The 16981-nt window shown below is 68.6% G+C and carries 21 protein-coding genes; 5 read left to right on the plus strand and 16 right to left on the minus strand.

Going from position 1 to position 16981, the window contains the following annotated elements; translation table 11 throughout:
* From ACFWH5_RS02630 to ACFWH5_RS02645, 4 genes are all read right to left on the minus strand, one after another.
* Positions 1-1764 (minus strand): cytochrome c biogenesis protein ResB, encoded by a 1764-nt coding sequence (locus tag ACFWH5_RS02630; protein ID WP_378831432.1) that lies wholly within the window; start codon positions 1762-1764, stop codon positions 1-3.
* Positions 1745-2542, minus strand: coding sequence for a cytochrome c biogenesis CcdA family protein (locus ACFWH5_RS02635; RefSeq protein WP_378831434.1), 798 nt, complete (start codon positions 2540-2542; stop codon positions 1745-1747). The genes ACFWH5_RS02630 and ACFWH5_RS02635 overlap by 20 nt, the downstream gene beginning before the upstream one ends.
* Positions 2539-3189 carry a TlpA family protein disulfide reductase gene (locus ACFWH5_RS02640; protein WP_378831437.1) on the minus strand — a complete coding sequence of 217 codons (651 nt, stop codon included), beginning with the start codon at positions 3187-3189 and terminating at the stop codon, positions 2539-2541. The genes ACFWH5_RS02635 and ACFWH5_RS02640 overlap by 4 nt, the downstream gene beginning before the upstream one ends.
* Before the next feature lie 67 nt (positions 3190-3256).
* Entirely contained in the window at positions 3257-3757 is a 501-nt protein-coding gene (locus ACFWH5_RS02645) for a MerR family transcriptional regulator (protein ID WP_378831439.1), read from the minus strand.
* A 59-nt stretch (positions 3758-3816) separates the two neighbouring features.
* Between ACFWH5_RS02645 and ACFWH5_RS02650 the strand changes: the two genes are divergently transcribed.
* On the plus strand, positions 3817-4707 hold the full coding sequence (locus tag ACFWH5_RS02650) for an NAD(P)/FAD-dependent oxidoreductase (RefSeq protein WP_378831442.1): 891 nt from the start codon (positions 3817-3819) through the stop codon (positions 4705-4707).
* A gap of 6 nt (positions 4708-4713) precedes the next feature.
* Here ACFWH5_RS02650 and ACFWH5_RS02655 read toward each other — a convergent pair whose 3' ends face one another.
* Positions 4714-5337, minus strand: coding sequence for a histidine phosphatase family protein (locus tag ACFWH5_RS02655; protein WP_378831444.1), 624 nt, complete (start codon positions 5335-5337; stop codon positions 4714-4716).
* Between the two features lie 160 nt (positions 5338-5497).
* Between ACFWH5_RS02655 and aspS the strand changes: the two genes are divergently transcribed.
* On the plus strand, positions 5498-7279 hold the full coding sequence (gene aspS / locus ACFWH5_RS02660) for an aspartate--tRNA ligase (protein ID WP_378831447.1): 1782 nt from the start codon (positions 5498-5500) through the stop codon (positions 7277-7279).
* 122 nt (positions 7280-7401) lie between these two features.
* On the opposite strand, the gene ACFWH5_RS02665 is transcribed toward aspS, so the two are convergent.
* The 10 genes from ACFWH5_RS02665 to ACFWH5_RS02710 form a co-directional block, all read right to left on the minus strand.
* Complete coding sequence (locus ACFWH5_RS02665; protein ID WP_378831449.1) at positions 7402-8223, minus strand: sulfite exporter TauE/SafE family protein; 822 nt, start codon at positions 8221-8223, stop codon at positions 7402-7404.
* A gap of 58 nt (positions 8224-8281) precedes the next feature.
* Positions 8282-9037 (minus strand): amino acid ABC transporter ATP-binding protein, encoded by a 756-nt coding sequence (locus ACFWH5_RS02670; RefSeq protein ID WP_378831451.1) that lies wholly within the window; start codon positions 9035-9037, stop codon positions 8282-8284.
* Positions 9034-9825 carry an amino acid ABC transporter permease gene (locus ACFWH5_RS02675; protein WP_378831453.1) on the minus strand — a complete coding sequence of 264 codons (792 nt, stop codon included), beginning with the start codon at positions 9823-9825 and terminating at the stop codon, positions 9034-9036. Before ACFWH5_RS02675 ends, ACFWH5_RS02670 begins: the two co-directional genes overlap by 4 nt.
* 30 nt (positions 9826-9855) lie before the next feature.
* A complete protein-coding gene (locus tag ACFWH5_RS02680) occupies positions 9856-10686 on the minus strand; it encodes an ABC transporter substrate-binding protein (protein ID WP_378831455.1) in 831 nt (276 codons plus the stop codon).
* A gap of 123 nt (positions 10687-10809) precedes the next feature.
* Positions 10810-11112: a Dabb family protein gene (locus tag ACFWH5_RS02685; protein WP_378831457.1), complete on the minus strand. Its 303-nt coding sequence runs from the start codon at positions 11110-11112 to the stop codon at positions 10810-10812.
* Positions 11109-11375: a glutaredoxin family protein gene (locus tag ACFWH5_RS02690; RefSeq protein ID WP_378831460.1), complete on the minus strand. Its 267-nt coding sequence runs from the start codon at positions 11373-11375 to the stop codon at positions 11109-11111. Before ACFWH5_RS02690 ends, ACFWH5_RS02685 begins: the two co-directional genes overlap by 4 nt.
* Positions 11372-11665 carry a rhodanese-like domain-containing protein gene (locus tag ACFWH5_RS02695; RefSeq protein WP_378831462.1) on the minus strand — a complete coding sequence of 98 codons (294 nt, stop codon included), beginning with the start codon at positions 11663-11665 and terminating at the stop codon, positions 11372-11374. The genes ACFWH5_RS02690 and ACFWH5_RS02695 overlap by 4 nt, the downstream gene beginning before the upstream one ends.
* Before the next feature lie 76 nt (positions 11666-11741).
* Complete coding sequence (locus tag ACFWH5_RS02700; protein WP_003792170.1) at positions 11742-11840, minus strand: 30S ribosomal protein bS22; 99 nt, start codon at positions 11838-11840, stop codon at positions 11742-11744.
* A gap of 128 nt (positions 11841-11968) precedes the next feature.
* Entirely contained in the window at positions 11969-12160 is a 192-nt protein-coding gene (locus ACFWH5_RS02705) for a helix-turn-helix domain-containing protein (RefSeq protein ID WP_378831464.1), read from the minus strand.
* Between the two features lie 126 nt (positions 12161-12286).
* Positions 12287-13219 carry a TetR/AcrR family transcriptional regulator gene (locus ACFWH5_RS02710; protein ID WP_378831466.1) on the minus strand — a complete coding sequence of 311 codons (933 nt, stop codon included), beginning with the start codon at positions 13217-13219 and terminating at the stop codon, positions 12287-12289.
* 105 nt (positions 13220-13324) lie between these two features.
* Here ACFWH5_RS02710 and ACFWH5_RS02715 point away from each other — a divergent pair, with 105 nt between their 5' ends.
* Positions 13325-14242, plus strand: a complete 918-nt coding sequence (locus ACFWH5_RS02715; RefSeq protein ID WP_378831468.1) for an ATP-binding cassette domain-containing protein — start codon at positions 13325-13327, stop codon at positions 14240-14242.
* On the plus strand, positions 14239-15054 hold the full coding sequence (locus ACFWH5_RS02720) for an ABC transporter permease (protein WP_378831471.1): 816 nt from the start codon (positions 14239-14241) through the stop codon (positions 15052-15054). The genes ACFWH5_RS02715 and ACFWH5_RS02720 overlap by 4 nt, the downstream gene beginning before the upstream one ends.
* Positions 15055-15057: 3 nt before the next feature.
* On the opposite strand, the gene ACFWH5_RS02725 is transcribed toward ACFWH5_RS02720, so the two are convergent.
* Complete coding sequence (locus ACFWH5_RS02725) at positions 15058-15468, minus strand: ArsR/SmtB family transcription factor (protein WP_378831473.1); 411 nt, start codon at positions 15466-15468, stop codon at positions 15058-15060.
* Positions 15469-15562: 94 nt separating this feature from the next.
* Between ACFWH5_RS02725 and ACFWH5_RS02730 the strand changes: the two genes are divergently transcribed.
* Positions 15563-16981, plus strand: coding sequence for a TrkH family potassium uptake protein (locus ACFWH5_RS02730; RefSeq protein WP_378833512.1), 1419 nt, complete (start codon positions 15563-15565; stop codon positions 16979-16981).

Genomic DNA, 16981 nt, shown 5'->3' on the forward strand with positions numbered 1-16981 from the left:
TCAGGCTCCCATCACAGCGGACTCGCGACGCGGCGAGGCGTCGTCGAGCAGTCTTTCGTGTCCGCGGACGAGATCGTCCACGGCGGCGGCAAGGGTCGGGTCCTCGCCGCGGGCGAGTCCGGCGTACTCCAGCCGGATGCCGTCGTCGGATGCGGTGGCCTTGACCCACAGGCGACGACGGGGCACGAACAGGGCGAGGCCGAGGCCCGTCAGGGCGAGCAGGGCGAAGGCGAGCACCCAGGGCGCGGAGTCGTCGTGGTGGATCTGCAGCGACACGTACCGCTTCACCGACTGCGTGAAGTCGGTGGCACCCGCGGGCGACTCGTTCTCGAAGGTCACGGTGCCCAAGCCGTTCGGCAGGTCGGCGGTCTCACCCGGCTGCAGTTGGATCGATTCGACGTCGGTGCCGCGGCCGGCCAGCTTGGTCATGTCCTCGGTGTCGAGTGTGTAGACCGAGCGGGGCGTGCCGTCGTCGATGCCCAGGTCGCCCTGGTACACGTCGAGGCTGAGCAGCGGGATGTTGACCGCGCCGTGCGCCGAGGCGAAGGCGCCGGTGTCGAGCTTGACGGCTGTCGGGTAGAAGAAGCCGATCAGTCCCAGCTGCTCGGGCATGCCGTCGGGGATCTTCACGACGCCGAGCGAGCTCATGTTGCTGTCCTGCGGCAGGAACTCCACCGGCTGGCTGAGCAGCACGGTGCCCTCGGCGTTGCGCACCGTGATGGTGGGGGCGTACCCGTTGCCGAGTAGATAGACCTTGTCGCCGCCGATGCTGAGCGGGTGGTTCACCTCGACCGAGCCCTTGCGCGTCGACCCGTCGGCCTCGCGCACGTCGAGATTGGCCTTGAAGTTGCCCGCCTGGCCCGCGCCCGGGGTGCCGAAATCCTCGTAGGTGATGTCGAACGAGTCGAGCGTGAGCGCGTAGGGCTGGAGGGCGTCGTCGGGCACGAAGCGCCCGCGGTTGATCGAGTTGTAGTCGAGCAGCGTGTTGACGAATGACGTGCCCTCGACCACGACCTTCTGCCCGGTGTAGGCGAAGCCGCCTCCGACGCCGACGGCGACGAGCACGCCGACCAGCGCGATGTGGAACAGCAGGTTGCCGGTCTCGCGCCCGTAGCCGCGCTCGGCCGAGACAGACCAGACGCGAGCGTTGCGGCCGGTGCCGCCGTCGTAACGGGCCACCCGGTAGCCGAGCGCCCTGAGCTGCTTCTCGGCGACGTCGACCGCCCGCGCGGCATCCGCATCCGATCCCTCGCGCAGCGCCTCCCGGTGATCCTCGAGCCGCGCGAGCCGCGCCGGCGTGCGCGGCGGCTGCGCGCGCAGTGCCTTGAGGTGGTGCTTGATGCGCGGGATGATGCAGCCGATCAGCGACACGAACAGCAGCAGGTAGATGGCCGAGAACCATGGCGACAGGTAGACGTCGAACATGCTCAGCTTGTCGAGGATCGGGAACAGCTCGGGGTTGTCGGCCTTGTACTGCACCACGCCGTTCGGATCCGCCGTGCGCTGCGGGAAGATCGAACCCGGGATGGCGGCGATCGCGAGGATCAGCAGCAGCACCAGGGCGACCCGCATGGAGGTCAGCTGGCGCCAACCCCAGCGCAGCCAGCCGACGAGACCCAGCCGGGGCTGGGTGATCGCGTCGTCGCCCACGTCGACCGAGTCGATGTGGTCGGAGGGCCGCAGCGGGTCGGATGCCGTCGACGTGCCGTCAGCCGTGAAGCCGCCCTCGGGCGTCGTCGGCCGGTCAGATCGGGAGGATGACACTGCTCATCACCGCCGTCAGTCTCGACATGATCTCGGTCCAGATTCCGGTCACCATCAGCACCCCGAGTGCGATCAGCAGGATGCCGCCGGCGATGTTGATCGCGCGGATGTGGCGTCGCAGGAACCCGACCGCCCGCGTCGCCCAGCCGAAGCCGAGGGCGACCAGCAGGAAGGGGATGCCGAGGCCCAGCGAGTACGCCACACCGAGCAGCGCCGCCCGGCCGGGAGCTCCCGCATTGAACGACAACGCGACGATCGCGGTGAGCGTGGGGCCCATGCACGGCGCCCAGCCCAGACCGAGCGCGACGCCCAGCAGCGGGGCGCCGATCAGCCCGGTGGTGGAGTTCACGTTCAGGCGCATCTCACGCTGCGCGAAGCCGAAGAATCCGAGGAAGACGAAGCCCATCGCGATGATGACCAGCCCGAGGATGCGGGTGATCAGCTCGGACCACTGCAGCACGAACACGCCGACCGTGCCGCTGAGGGCGGTGATGCCGACGAAGACCACCGTGAAGCCCGCGATGAACAGCAGCACGCCGAGCAGCAACCGCCGCTTCGTCGCGACCCGCGTGGCGGTCGCGCCGAACGCGGACCCTGCTGCTGCCCCTGAGCCCGCACCTGCCGACGAATTCACGCCCGCCGCTCCGCCGATGAATCCGAGGTATCCGGGAACGAGGGGCAGGATGCACGGCGAGAGGAACGACACCAGACCCGCGAGCATGGCCAGCGGGATCGCGGCCCACAGGGCCCCGGCGCCGATGACCGCCTCGGGGTTCACGCCTTCTCCGCGAGTGCGGTCTGGATGAGGGTCGACAGGATCGACGTGCCGTCGATCGGGCCGATGATGCGCGCCGCGACGCGACCCTGCTTGTCGAGCACGAGCGTCGTGGGCGGGGCCTGGATCGGGGTGACCTTGGCGAAGGCCAGTTTCGCCTCGCCGGTGTCGGCGTCCATGAGGCTCGGGTAGGTGATGCCGTACGTGTCGGCGAACGCCTTGGCGGTGTCGGCCTGGTCGTAGATGTTCACGCCGATGAACTGCACGTCATCGGGCTGATGCTTCTGCCAGACCGCCTCGAGATCCTTCGCCTCGGCCCGGCACGGCCCGCAGCCGGCGTACCAGAAGTTGACCACCGCGACCTGACCGCTGAGCTCGTCGCTGGAGAACTGCTCGCCGTTCTCGGTGACACCGCCGAAGGCGACGGGCTCACCGCGCTTTGCCGCAGGGATCTCCACGACCCGGAAGTCGTCGGCCGTGTAGGCCTTCTCATCGCCGTTCAGGAACGCCTCGGTCGCCGGATCGGGAGCGCACGCGCTCAGACCGACGGCGAGCATCGCGGCGAGCGCTGCTCCGGCGACGCGCCGGGAACGGCTGCTGCGGGAAGGGCGCCCGCTGCGGACAGACCGAGTCGTCGACGCGAGAGGCACGATGTCAGTGTATGCACGGGTTCCTATGGGTGAGCCGGACGGGGCGCGCCCTCTCCCTCGGCTCATCTCAGTTCATGCGGAGCGCGTTCGCCGGCGCGAGCCCGTGCGCCGGCGCGAGCCCGTGCGCCGGCGCGAGCCCGTGCGAGTGCTCGGTGCCGGGTGCGGGGAATCCGTCGAGCACGTCGATCACCTCGGCGCGGAAGCGCGGGCAGGTCGAGATGTCGTGCGCGGAGCATCGCAGGGCGTGCTCGGTCATCGCCTTCGAGTGCTGCATCTCCGCCATGCGCCGGTCGAGATCGTCGAGGTGCGCCTGCAACACCTCGTGCCGGCCGGCCATGTCGCGCTCGAGCAGATGCGCGATCTGATCGAGGCTCATTCCCGATGCCTTGCTGCGCAGGATCACCGCAACCCTGACCACGTCGTCCTCCCCGTAGCGGCGACGTCCAGCGGCGTCGCGCTGCGGTGACAGCAGTCCCACGGACTCCCAGTGCCGCAGCACGTTGGTGGCAAGCGCGAAGCGGCTCGCAACGTCTCCGACGGACCAGCGATTCGAAGGGCTTGACTTCATGTTGACATGAAGTCACAGACTGATGCGAAACGCAAGCCCGACGCCTCCAGGAGGACAGAATGCCCGACCTCATCATCATCGGTGCCGGCCCCGCAGGACTGCAGGCCGCCCTGACCATCGGCCGGATGCACCGCCGTGCACTCCTCATCGACTCCGGCGAGTACCGCAACGGCCCGGTGCAGCACATGCACAACGTGATCGCCAACGACGGCACGGCGCCGTCGGCGTTCCGCGAGCTGGCGCGAAGGCAGCTCGACGCGTACGACACCGTCGAGTACCGCCGGGGTTCCGTCGTGCGCGTCTCGCCCTCGGCCGACGGCTTCGAGGTCCATCTCGCGGACGGGTCCGTCGAGGCATCCACCCGTCTGCTGCTGGCCACCGGGATGGCAGACGATCTGCCGGCCGTCCCCGGCCTTGCCGACCTCTGGGGGCTGCGCGCGTTCAGCTGCCCCTTCTGCGACGGCCACGAGTTCGCCGGGCGCCGCATCGGGCTCATCGCCGACGGCGCACGCGCCGAACACGTGGTGCGGCTGCTGACGCCGATCGTGAGCGGCATCACCGTGTTCGACGAGGGACGTCTGAACGATGACGAACGCGCCACGCTCGAGGCGCTCGGCGCGGACATGCATTCCGCGCCCGTCGCCTCAGTGGCGGCCGCCGACGACGGCGTCCGGGTCGACGCGGGGTTGCCGGTGGATGTCGCCGGGCTGTTCGTCGCATCGGGAACGGCCCGTCAGCGTGCGCCGTTCGCCGAGCAGCTCGGGCTGGCCATGCTTCCCAGCGGCGCGATCGAGATCGACGACTTCGGGCGCACCTCACTGTCGGGCGTCTGGGCAGCGGGCGACCTCGCGCACCGCGCAAGCATGCCCGGCGTCATGGCGTCGGTCGCCGTCGCGGCCGCGGCCGGCATGGTCGCTGCGGCGACCGTCGTGCAGGAGCTGTCGCGCTGAGTCCGCTCAGACCGCTCCGAGGTCGATTCCCACGGAGGCCGGTTCGGCGTAGTCCACCTCGCGCCACACGTCACCGGCGCGCTCGAACGACGTCACGCTCGACAGCGAGCAGCGGCGGGTGCGCGGATCGTGCCGCAGCGGGAGACCCGCGACCGACAGGTGGGTGATCCAGATCGGCGACTGGTGCGAGACGAAGACGATGTCGCCGTCATCCGCGGCGTCCCAGCGCTCGTCCATGGCAGACCGCATGCGCTCCGCCACCGAGACGTACGGCTCGCCCCAGCTCGGCAGTGACGGGCGGCGCAGGTGGCGCCAGTTGCGCGGGTCGCGCAGTGCGCGCCGCATCCGGGTGCCCTCGAAGACGTTGGTCGGCTCGATGATGCGCTCGTCGAGCATCGCGGTGAGGCCGAACAGCTCGGTGAACGGCTCCGCGGACTCCTGCGTGCGCTCCAGCGGCGAGCAGCGCAGCTCCGTCACCGGGCGGTCGAGGGCGAGCACGTGCCGTGCCGCGGCCGCCGCCATCTCTCGGCCGGCGTCGCTGAGGTGGTAGTCGGGCAGCCGACCGTAGAGCACCCGATGCGGGTTGTGCACTTCACCATGGCGCACGAGATGCAGGCGGGATGCGGGCATGCGAGCGAGTCTATCGAGCGCCGCGTGCCCGCCCGGCGGCATCCGCATCGATACGACGGCCCGGTTGCGCGACGACCGGGCCGTCCCCGCCCGGATCGGCGTGCGAGCCCGGCCCGTAGACTGGCTGAGTTCACCGTTTCCCGATCAGAAGGAATCCTCCGTGCTTCGCACACACACGGCAGGCTCGCTGCGAGCCGAGCACATCGGTCAGACCGTCACCCTCTCGGGCTGGGTCGATCGTCGCCGCGATCACGGAGGCGTCGCGTTCATCGATCTTCGCGATGCGTCGGGCATCGCCCAGGTCGTCATCCGCGACGAAGAGGTGGCCCATCCGCTGCGCAGCGAGTTCGTGCTGCAGGTGACCGGTGAGGTCTCACGCCGCCCCGCCGGCAACGAGAACCCGAACCTGCCGACCGGCGAGATCGAGCTGATCGCGGCCGATGTCGTGGTGCTGAACGAGTCGGCGCCGCTGCCCTTTCAGGTCTCCAGCGGACTGGCCGAGAGCGACCCGATCGGCGAGGAGGTGCGCCTGAAGCATCGCTACCTCGACCTGCGCCGTCCCGCGCCCGCGGCGGCGATGCGCCTGCGCTCCGACGTGTACAAGGCGATCCGCGACGAGCTGCACCGCCGTGACTTCGTCGAGGTCGAGACCCCGACGCTGACGCGGTCGACGCCCGAGGGCGCCCGCGACTTCCTGGTGCCGGCGCGCCTGCACCCCGGCAGCTGGTACGCGCTGCCGCAGTCGCCGCAGCTGTTCAAGCAGCTGCTCATGGTCGGCGGCGTGGAGAAGTACTTCCAGATCGCGCGCTGCTACCGCGACGAGGACTTCCGTGCCGACCGTCAGCCGGAGTTCACGCAGCTCGACATCGAGATGAGCTTCGTCGACCAGGAGGACGTCATCGAGATGATGGAGTCGCTCGTCGTCGCGATGTGGAAGACGATCGACGTGGAGGTGCAGACTCCGCTGCCCCGGATGACCTACGCCGACGCGATGGCCAAGTACGGCTCCGACAAGCCGGATCTGCGCTTCGGTCTGGAACTCGTCGAGGCGACCGACTACTTCACGGACACCCCGTTCCGGGTGTTCCAGTCGGAGTACGTGGGTGCGGTGCTCATGCCCGGCGGCGCTTCGCAGCCGCGCAAGACGCTGGACGCCTGGCAGGACTGGGCGAAGCAGCGCGGCGCACGGGGCCTCGCGTACGTGCTCTTCAACGAGGACGGCACGCTGGGCGGTCCCGTTGCGAAGAACCTGTCCGAGGCGGAGCAGGCGGGCCTCGCCGAGCTCGTGGGTGCGAAGCCCGGCGACTGCGCCTTCTTCGCCGCCGGCGAGACCAAGGCCAGCCGGGCACTGCTCGGTGCCGCGCGCGTCGAAATCGGCCGCCGCCTGGACCTGCTCGACCCGAACGTGTTCGCGTTCACCTGGGTCGTCGACGCCCCGATGTTCGAACCCGCATCCGATGCCGTGGCGTCGGGCGACGTGGCCGTCGGCGCCGGCGCCTGGACCGCCGTGCACCACGCCTTCACCGGTCCGAAGCCCGAGTTCGAGGACACCTTCGACACCGACCCGGCATCCGCCCTCGCGTACGCGTACGACATCGTCTGCAACGGCTCCGAGCTGGGTGGCGGTTCGATCCGCATCCACCGCGAAGAGGTGCAGAAGCGCGTGTTCAACGTGATGGGCATCACCGATGAGGATGCGGACGAGAAGTTCGGCTTCCTGCTGGACGCGTTCAGGTTCGGCGCTCCCCCGCACGGCGGGATCGCGCTCGGCATGGACCGCGTCATGCAGCATCTGACCAAGACGGAGTCGATCCGAGAGGTGATCGCGTTCCCGAAGTCCGGCGGTGGCTTCGACCCGCTCACCGAGGCGCCCGCGCCGATCACCCCGGCGCAGCGCGCCGAGGCCGGCGTCGACGCCGAGCCCGAGGTCGTCGAAGTCTGATATCCCCTCGCCGAGGCCCCCTGTGAGCATCCGCGCCCCTCTGGTGGGCGCAGCTCAGAGGGGGCCTCGACGGTCGGCGGGGCCTCGACGCTCCGGATGCTACGCGGACGTTCTCGGTGATGTCAGCCGGCCAGCGCGGGGACGATGTTCTCGTTCCACACGTCGACGCCGAGCTTGCCGATGAGCACGACCACGACGACGAGGAACACCACGCGGATGAACGCCGCGCCGCGGGAGATCGCCATGCGCGAGCCCAGGTAGCTGCCGGCGACGTTGGCGACGGCGAGGATGCCGCCCAGCAGCCAGAGCACGGAACCGTGCGGGATGAACAGCAGCAGCGCACCGGCGTTCGTGGCGAAGTTCACGATCTTCGCCTTGGCGCTGGACTGCAGGAAGTCGTAGCCCAGCAGCGCCACCAGGGTGATCACCAGGAAGGTGCCGGTGCCGGGTCCGATCAGACCGTCGTAGAACCCGATGATCAGGCCCGCCGATCCGGCGGCGATGTGATGCCGGCGTCCGTCGAACCGCAGTCTCGTCACCGCTCCCATCGCCGGCCGGAACACGGTGAAGAACGCGACGGCGATCAGCGCGATGACGATGATCGGCTTGAAGACGGCGGCGGGCAGCAGTGTCGCCACGGCGGCGCCCGCGAAGGAGCCCGCGAGTGCGACGAGCGCCATCGGCAGGGCGGTGCGAAGATCCGGCTTCGCGCGGCGGTAGTACGTGACGCTGCTGGTCGCCGTGCCGAACACCGACGCCAGCTTGTTGGTGGCCAGTGCCTGCACGGGCGCGATGCCCGGGATGAGGAGCAGGGCGGGCAGTTGCAGCAGTCCTCCGCCGCCGACGACCGCGTCGATCCAGCCCGCGCCGAAGGCGGCGACGACGATGAGGACGAGCGTGCCCCAGGTGAGCTGCTCCAGCCCGACGATCGCTCCGATGTCCATCGTCTCCATCATCCCGCACGATCGGCGGGGTGGGCGCAGGCGAGGGCTGGGGCCGTGATCAGAGCACGCGCGAGAGGAAGTCCTGCGTGCGCGGATGCTGCGGGCTCGCGAGCACCTCGCGCGGGTCGCCCTGTTCGAGGATGTGCCCGCCGTCCATGAAGATCAGGCGCGACCCGACCTCACGGGCGAAGCCCATCTCGTGCGTGACGACGAGCATGGTCATGCCCTCATCGGCCAGCTCACGCATCACCTGCAGCACCTCGCCCACGAGCTCGGGGTCGAGCGCCGAGGTCGGCTCGTCGAAGAGCATCATGTCGGGGTTCATGCACAGCGCGCGTGCGATCGCCACGCGCTGCTGCTGACCGCCCGACAGGTGACTCGGGTAGGCGTCCGCCTTCTCCGACAGACCCACGCGGTCGAGCATCTCGCGCGCGACCCGTTCCGCCTCGTCCTGCGAGCGCTTCTTGACCCGCCGCTGCGCGATGGTGAGGTTGCCCAGCGCCGTCATGTGCGGGAACAGGTTGAAGCTCTGGAACACCATGCCGATGCGCTGGCGCACTCGGTCGATGTCGGTCTCCTCATCGGTGATGTCGATGCCCTCGATGAGGATGCGCCCTCCGGTGGGCTCCTCGAGGAGGTTCACCGAACGCAGCAGCGTCGACTTCCCCGAGCCCGACGGGCCGATGATGCAGACCACCTCTCCCGCCGAGACCGTGAGATCGATGCCCTTGAGCACCTCGTTGTCGCCGAAGCTCTTGACCAGCCCCTGCACGTCAATGGCCGGGGCGTGCACGTCGATCATCTCGGTGGTCATCGTTCCCTCGCCATCCGTCGCTCCAGCCACGCGGTGAAGCGCGTGAGCGGGATCGTCACGATCAGGTACAACAGGGCCGCCATGATCAGCGGCGTCGCGTTCGCATAGAGCGTGTTGGCGTCTCGCGCGAAGCTGGTGAGCTCCTTCGACCAGATGAAGGTGCCCGCGATGAAGAGCAGCGAGGTGTCCTTCAGCAGCAGCACGAACTCGTTGGTCAGCGGGGGGATGACGATGCGGAAGCCCTGCGGCAGCACGATCCAGAACATCGTCTTCATCGGCGACATGCCCAGCGACCGCGATGCCTCGGTCTGCCCCTTGGGCACCGCCTGGATGCCGGAGCGGATCACCTCCGCCATGTACGCGGAGGCGACGAGGATGAGTCCGATGAGCCCCGCGCCGACCGGACCTCCCGGCGGCTTGATGCCGAACGCGATCGGCAGGATGAAGGCCATCGCGAAGATCGTCAGCAGGGCCGGCAGACCGCGGAACAGCTCGATCCACACGGTCGCGAACCAGCGGAACGGCGCGATGATCGACAGCTTCATCAGCGCGAACACGATCCCGAGCAGCAGACCGCCGGCGAAGGCGATCAGGGTGAAGAGAACCGTGTTCCGCAACGCGACGAGGATGATGTCCGGGAAGAGCTTCGCCGCGACCTCGAGGTTGAAGAACTGCTTTCCGATCTTCGCCCAGTCCGTCAGCAGCGCGACCAGCACCACCAGCACGAGGAACGCCCCGTACATCGAGTACCGGTACAGCCTGCTCCTGGTCCTCCGCTTCAATGCCATCGGCACGGACTCCCGGTCTTCTTCCGACCCTTACTTCGCCGCGAAGTAGGTGTCGTAGATGGTGTCGTAGTCGCCGCTGTCGCGCAGTTCCTGGAGCGCCTTGTTCACGGCCTCACGCAGCTCCTGCTTCTCACCCTTGGCGAAGGCGAATCCATAGGACTCCTCGGTGTCGTACTCCTCGACGATCTTGTAGTTCTCGTCGGCCTTCTCGTGCTCGATGTTGACCGGCTGATCCTGAAGGATCGCGTCGATCTGCCCGGCCTGCAGCGCCGGCCACAGCTCCGCATCCCCGGGGTACTGCACGAGCGTCGCCCCTTCGGCGTTCTCCGTGGCATAGCTCTCGCCCGTGGTGCCCTGCTGCACGCCGACGTTCTTGCCTGCGAGGTCGTCGATGCTCGTGATGCCCGAGTCGACGCTGGTCAGCAGCGACTGCAGCGAGTCGTAGTACGGGTCGGAGAAGTCGATGTTCGCCTTGCGCTCCTCGGTGATCGTCATGGCCGAGGCGCCCATGTCGCAGGTGCCCGCGATCAGTGTGGTGCCGGACTGCAGGCCGTCGAAGCTGACGTCCTGCACCGCGAGCTTGAGGCCGAGCTTCTCGGCGATCGCGAAGGTCAGCTCGATGTCGAATCCGGTGTACCCGGTGCCGTTGTCGCCTCCCTCCATCTCGAAGGGAACGTAGGGGACCTCGGAGCAGATGGTCAGCGTACCGTCGGTGACCAGCCCGTAGTCGGGTCCGGCGTCGCCACCGCCCTGTCCGCCGTCGCCACCTGCATCGTTGCCCCCACTGGCGCATCCGGTGAGTGCGAGGACGGCGGTCGCCGCGATCGCGGCGCCGAAGAGAAGAGGACGACGGCTGTTCATGGTCACTCCTGTGGGACGAGGCTTTCGGCCGGGTACGGGTTGGAGATCATCTTGACACGACGCGGCAGGATGCGACGAACCGCCGGCCCTTGCAGGGTCACGGTTGGGTTGCAAGTCGCGGGGTCAGAACTCGACGTCGACCGCGGCGCGAGCGGCGGCGACCGAGCGCACGTACGCCACCACCTCTTCGTGCGCGGGGTGCACCTGGTAGGCCTCGAGGTCGGCGACGGAGTCGAACTCGGCGACGAGCACGGCATCCCAGTTCGCGCCGGGATAAACGGCTTCGGCGCCGACGGAGATCGAGCGGAGTGTGGGCACCACACCGTCGAGGGCGTTCAGCCGGGCGGCGACCTCATCGGCCTGAGCGGAGCGCTCGGCGGCATCCGCTCCGTTCATCTTCCACATCACCACGTGACGGATGCTCATCGGGTCGCCTTCTCGAGGGCGGATCGCAGGCGCTCGGGTGAGACGCGCCAGTGCGCGTGAAGCTCTCCGTCGATCAGCACGACCGGGATCTTCTCCCACCAGAGTGCGTACAGCGCGGGATCGTCGGCGATGGACTTCTCGACGACCTCGATGCTCTCGGCCGCCGCATCCGGAAGCTCGGCGATGACCGCATCCACCACCTCGGACGCCACGTCGCAGAGATGACAGTCGGGCTTGCCGATCAGGGTGAGCCTGGTGGTCACTGCGCCACCGGGCGGCCCTGGGAGACCCACTCGCCCGTGCCCCCTTCGACGTTCGTGGCGTCGTAGCCGCGGGCCTCGAGCGCCTGCACGGCGCGCGCGGAACGACCGCCGACCTGGCAGATCACGTCGAAGGCCTCGGCGGGCAGCTCGCCCAGCCGGTCGCCGAGTTCGGACAGCGGCAGGTTGACGGCGCCGGGCACGTGTCCGGCCGCGAATTCGTCGCGCTCGCGCACGTCGATGAGCGGCACACCGGAGCGTCCGGCGAGCTGCTCGACGGTGATCGACTTCATGATGTCCTCCTCGGCTTTCTCGGCGCGCGCAGACACAAAGCGCCCGTCCGGAGACAGGCGCTCGGTGTCGTGCCGCTTACTTCTTGTTGCGGCGCTGGTGGCGAGTCTTGCGAAGCAGCTTGCGGTGCTTCTTCTTCGCCATGCGCTTGCGGCGCTTCTTGATGACAGAACCCACGGAAACCTCACTAAGTCAGGGGCTGGATGCCACGCGATCGGACACCCGGGTACGGGCACGGAAAATGCCTCGGATGATTCTAGCAAACCCGCGGAGCGTCCCCGGACCAGCGGGCCGCGGTGCCGGCGTCAGCCGGCGTCGGCGATCGGACGCTGCAGCGCCTGGGTCACGGCGGACTCGGGCACGCGATAGCTGCGCCCGAAGCGGATGGCGGGCAGATCCCCGGAGTGCACGAGTCGATACACGGTCATCTTGGACACGCGCATCAGCTCGGCCACCTCTGCCACCGTCAGGAATCGAACATCTTGGACATCGGGCATCCCCCGTACCCCTTTCTGCTGATGCACACTCTATGGGGTACGTGCGACGCCTGTAAACCGCTGTGACGTGTGTGAGTGCTGTGACTTCGGCGAGCGATCTCGGCCGAATGCCGTCCGTTCGACCGGTCAGGAATCGCGGCGGCCGCGCGCCGCCCGCTCCAGGGCGTCTCTGCGCGCCTGCCGCTCGATCTTGCGCGCGTCGCGCAGGGCCTTCTCCGCCTCTCGCACGCCCTTCTGCGCCTCGCGGTACTTCTTGTCTCCGGTCAGCTCCGCCGGGTCGAGGGACACCCAGTCCTGCGCCGTCGCGTGCGCGGCGCCCTGCGCCACCGCCTCGATGTACATGCCGACGCCGTCCAGCAGGCGCTCCATCGCGAAGCGGAACGGGTCGTCCGGGGCGGTGAAGACCCCCGCGTCGACCGCCGCGCGCAGGTGCGGGAACTCCGCGGCCGTGATCACGCGGTCGAACAGGGCCGCCTCGCGAGCCGACACCTCGTCCGCCGTCAGGTCGTTCGTTCGCGCCTGCTCGTCGTAGCCGGCCAGCACCATCCCGTACCAACGGGCATGCCCGGTCATCGCGAGCGCGACTGCCAGACGCTCGGTCTCGCTGAGCGGCGTCGCGGCGAGCGCCTCGAGGCCGGCATCGATCCACGCCGAGCTGTTCGGCGTGATCGGCGACCCCGTGATGGGCAGCGACAGGATCCACGGATGCCGCAGGTAGATGAGCACCTGCGCCTCGAAGAGCGCGCGAAGCCTGGCACGCCAGCCCTCGTGCTCGCGGTGCTCCTCCGGCGGCACACCGGTCGCCTGCTCCTGCATGAGCAGCAGAAGGTCGTCCTTCGCGCTGACGTAGCGGTACAGCGACATCGGCGTGAAGCCGAGCCTGGCCGCGACAGCGGCCATCGAGACCGCGCCGATCCCTTCCGCGTCGGCGAGCTCGACGGCGGTGTCGACGATCCGCTCCACGCTCATCTCGCGCTTCGGCCCGCGCTGTGGATTCGCGGCGACGCCCCACGCCAGCGCGATGCCCCTGGGGAGCTCGGGAAGTTCCTCGTCAGCCATGGCGCCCATCCTACTTCTGTTTATTACTTAAACAGTGTGTTATGGTCATACACAGCAGTTTCGTACGTACACAGTTTATGACCTTCACAGAAAGGAGTCACGCTCATGACCGCAGTCGCCATCGACGTCAGGGGCCTTCGCAAGCGCTTCGGTGATCGCACCGTGATCGACGGAGTGGATCTCAGTGTCGCCCGCGGCGAGGTGTTCGCGCTGCTCGGCCCGAACGGGGCGGGAAAGACCACGATCATCAACATCCTCACCACGCTCACGCGCGCCGACGCCGGCACGGTGATCGTGGCCGGCTTCGACGTGCGCACTCACCCCGTCCAGGTACAGCAGCGGATCAGCCTCACCGGCCAATCAGCCGCCGTCGACGACGCCTTGACCGCCACCGAGAACGTGGTCATGTTCGCGCGGCTCTCCGGGCTCAGCCCCCGCGCTGCCCGGCACCGTGCATCCGAGCTCATCGAGCGATTCGCTCTCACCGACGCCGCGTCGCGCATCGTCCGCACGTACTCCGGGGGGATGCGCCGGCGACTCGATCTGGCGCTCAGCTTCGTCGTCACACCCGAGGTGCTGTACCTCGACGAACCCACGACCGGCCTCGACACCCGCAGCCGCCGCGATCTGTGGGAGCTCATCCGGTCGATCGCGGATGCCGGTACGACGGTCTTCCTCACCACGCAGTACCTCGAGGAGGCCGACCAGCTGGCCGATCGCATCGCCGTGCTGCACGACGGCCGCATCGCCGCGATGGGCTCCGCCTCGGAGCTGAAGTCCCACGTCGGCGGCGACACCGTGCAGTTGCACGACCAGCGGGGGGCGCTGCTGCAGCGCATCCCGACCGACGGCACCGTCTCCGGCCTGCGCCGCGCTCTCGACCAGCTCGACGAGCGGGGCGCCGAGGGAACGGTCACACTGCACCGCCCCACGCTCGACGATGTCTTCCTCGCGCTCACCGCATCCGACCGCCGGCACACCGACGATCTCGTCGGCGCCGCATCCACGAAGGAGTCCGCATGACCACCATGACCGCCGTGCCGACGGCGCTCTCCACCCCCTCCCCTCGTCCGCGCCTGCGCGGCGCCACGGCAGAGCTCGTCTTCATCGGCCGCAGCATGCGGCATTCGATCCGCGACGGCGAGTCGCTGCTCATGGCGATCATGCTGCCCGTGATGCTCATGCTCATGTTCACCTGGGTCTTCGGCGGGGCGATCGACCCGTCCGGCGCTTACGTCGACTACGTGGTGCCCGGCATCATCCTCACCTGCGCCGGCTTCGGCGCGGCCTCCACCGCCGTCTACGTCGCCAACGACATGCGCACCGGCATCATCGACCGCTTCCGCACCATGCCGCTGCGTGCGGGCGCCGTGCTGACCGGGCACGTCGTGGCGAGCCTCATCCGCAATCTCGTCGCCACCGCGATCGTGATCGGCGTCGGCGTGCTCGTCGGCTTCCGGCCGACGGCGACGTTCGGCGAATGGGTACTGATGGCCGCGCTCATCGCGCTGTACATCCTGGCGATCACGTATCTGTTCGCCGCGATCGGGCTCGCCGCCGGATCGCCGGAGGGCGCGAACGGCTACGGCTTCGTCCTGCTGTTCCTGCCGTACCTCTCCAGCGCGTTCGTGCCGGTCGCGAGCATGCCGGGCTGGCTGCAGCCGGTCGCGGAGCACCAGCCCATCACTCCCATCGTCGAGACCATCCGCGCGCTGCTGATGGGCACGCCGATCGGATCGCAGCCGGTGTGGGCCATCATCTGGTGCGTGCTGATCCTCGGGGTCGCCGTGGCGTGGGGCGCCTGGCTGTTCCGGCGCAAGGCGGGCAGGCGCTGACGCTCAGCGCCGTTTGAACGCATTCGCCACTGCGTGCTTGGCGGATGCCGCGGCGCGGCCGACCACCTCGGCCGCGTGCGCGGCTCCGTCGGGCAGCGGCGCGAACGGGATGTCGATATCGGGCGCCTGATCGCCGTAGGCGTCGATCAGGAACGGCACCAGCCAGTCGTCGATCGTCTCCAGCGGAGTGACCGACAGGCTGTAGAAGCGCCGCTGACCGTCTTCGCGCACGGTCACCAGGTCGGCGTCGCGCAGGACCTTGAGATGCTTCGACACCGTCGGCTGGCTGATGCCGAGCTCGCTGACGATCTCGGTCACGCTCGTGCCCGCAGCACTCTCCGTCGAGCGGCTCAACAGCAGCTGCAGGATGTCCCGCCTCGTGCCGTCCGCGATCACGTCGAAGATGTCCGTCATGCCATCAGGGTAGTCGGCGCGCGAGCGGAGTACCATGACGGAGGTTCGGCGAACGTCGTCGGCCGCGACCTGAGGGAGGACGATGTCGGGCATGATGTCGGCATCCTCTCCCGGTCGCGGGCTGGAGCGGCTGGGGCACTCCGTCCGGCACGTGGTGACATCGTCGCCGTCGCGCTTCGTGATCGTCATCTTCGCCGCGCTGATCCTGCTGTTCACGGCGCTGCTCTCGCTGCCGATCTCCTCCGCTTCGGGCACGGTCACTCCCCTCAGCGACGCGCTGTTCACCGCGATGTCGACCATCTGCGTCACCGGACTCTCCACGGTCGACATGAGCAGCCACTGGTCGCCGTTCGGCAACGTGCTGATCTTCATCGGCGTGAACATCGGCGGTATGGGCGTGCTGACCCTCGCCTCGCTGATGGGCCTGGTCATCTCCAAGCGGCTGGGCCTGCGGGCCAAGCTGCTCGCCGCGGGCGACACCAACCCGATGCGCGCCCACGGCGGCCCTGTCAATGAGAGCCAGACGGTGCGGCTGGGTGAGGTCGGCCAGCTGCTGACCACCGTCGCGCTGTCGACGCTGGTGATCGAGGGCGTGGTCGCCGTGCTGCTGTACCCCGCGCTCATCTGGACCGGCATCGACCCGTTCGCCGCTCTGTGGGAGGCCCCGTACTACGCCGCGATGTCGTTCACGAACACCGGATTCACGCCGAATGCCGGCGGTGTGACGGTGTTCGCCGATGACTACCTCGTGCTGACCATCCTGATGATCAGCGTGTTCCTGGGCAGCATCGGCTTCCCCGTCATCTACACGCTCGCCAAGCACGTCTGGCACGTGAAGCGCTGGTCGCTGCACTCCAAACTCACGCTGATCACGACGGCTCTGCTGTTCGTGGCCGGCGCCGGGGTCTTCCTCCTGCTCGAGTTCGACAATCCCGTCACGTTCGGCTCCATGGACGCCGGCGAGACGACGATGAATGCGCTTTTCCTCTCGGCGATGACCCGTTCGGGCGGCTTCAACGTGATCGACATGGCCGACCTGAACGGTTCGTCGATGCTCGTCGCCTGCATGCTCATGTTCGTCGGGGGCGGTTCCGCCTCCACCGCCGGCGGCATCAAGGTGACGACCCTCGCCGTGCTCGCCATCGCGGTCTGGTCGGAGGCGAAGGGGCGCCAGTCCGTCGAGGCCTTCGGGCGCCGCATCCCCTCGGATGTGCAGCGCGTCGCACTCTCCGTCGTGGCGTGGGGCGCGACCATCGTGGCGGTGTCGACGGTGATCATCGCGCAGATCACGAAGGCGGACATCATCGATGTGCTGTTCGACGTGATCTCCGCATTCGGCACCGTCGGGCTCACGTCGGGTCTGACCGCCGAGCTTCCCGACTCCGCCTCATACGTGCTCGCAGCCACCATCTTCATGGGGCGCGTTGGTACAGTGACTCTCGCCGCGGCGGTCGCCGCGACATCCCGTTCGCAGCTGTACTCGCTGCCCGTGGAAAGGCCGATCGTTGGTTGA

This window comes from Microbacterium sp. NPDC058345 (assembly GCF_042723855.1).
Taxonomy (GTDB): Bacteria; Actinomycetota; Actinomycetes; order Actinomycetales; family Microbacteriaceae; genus Microbacterium.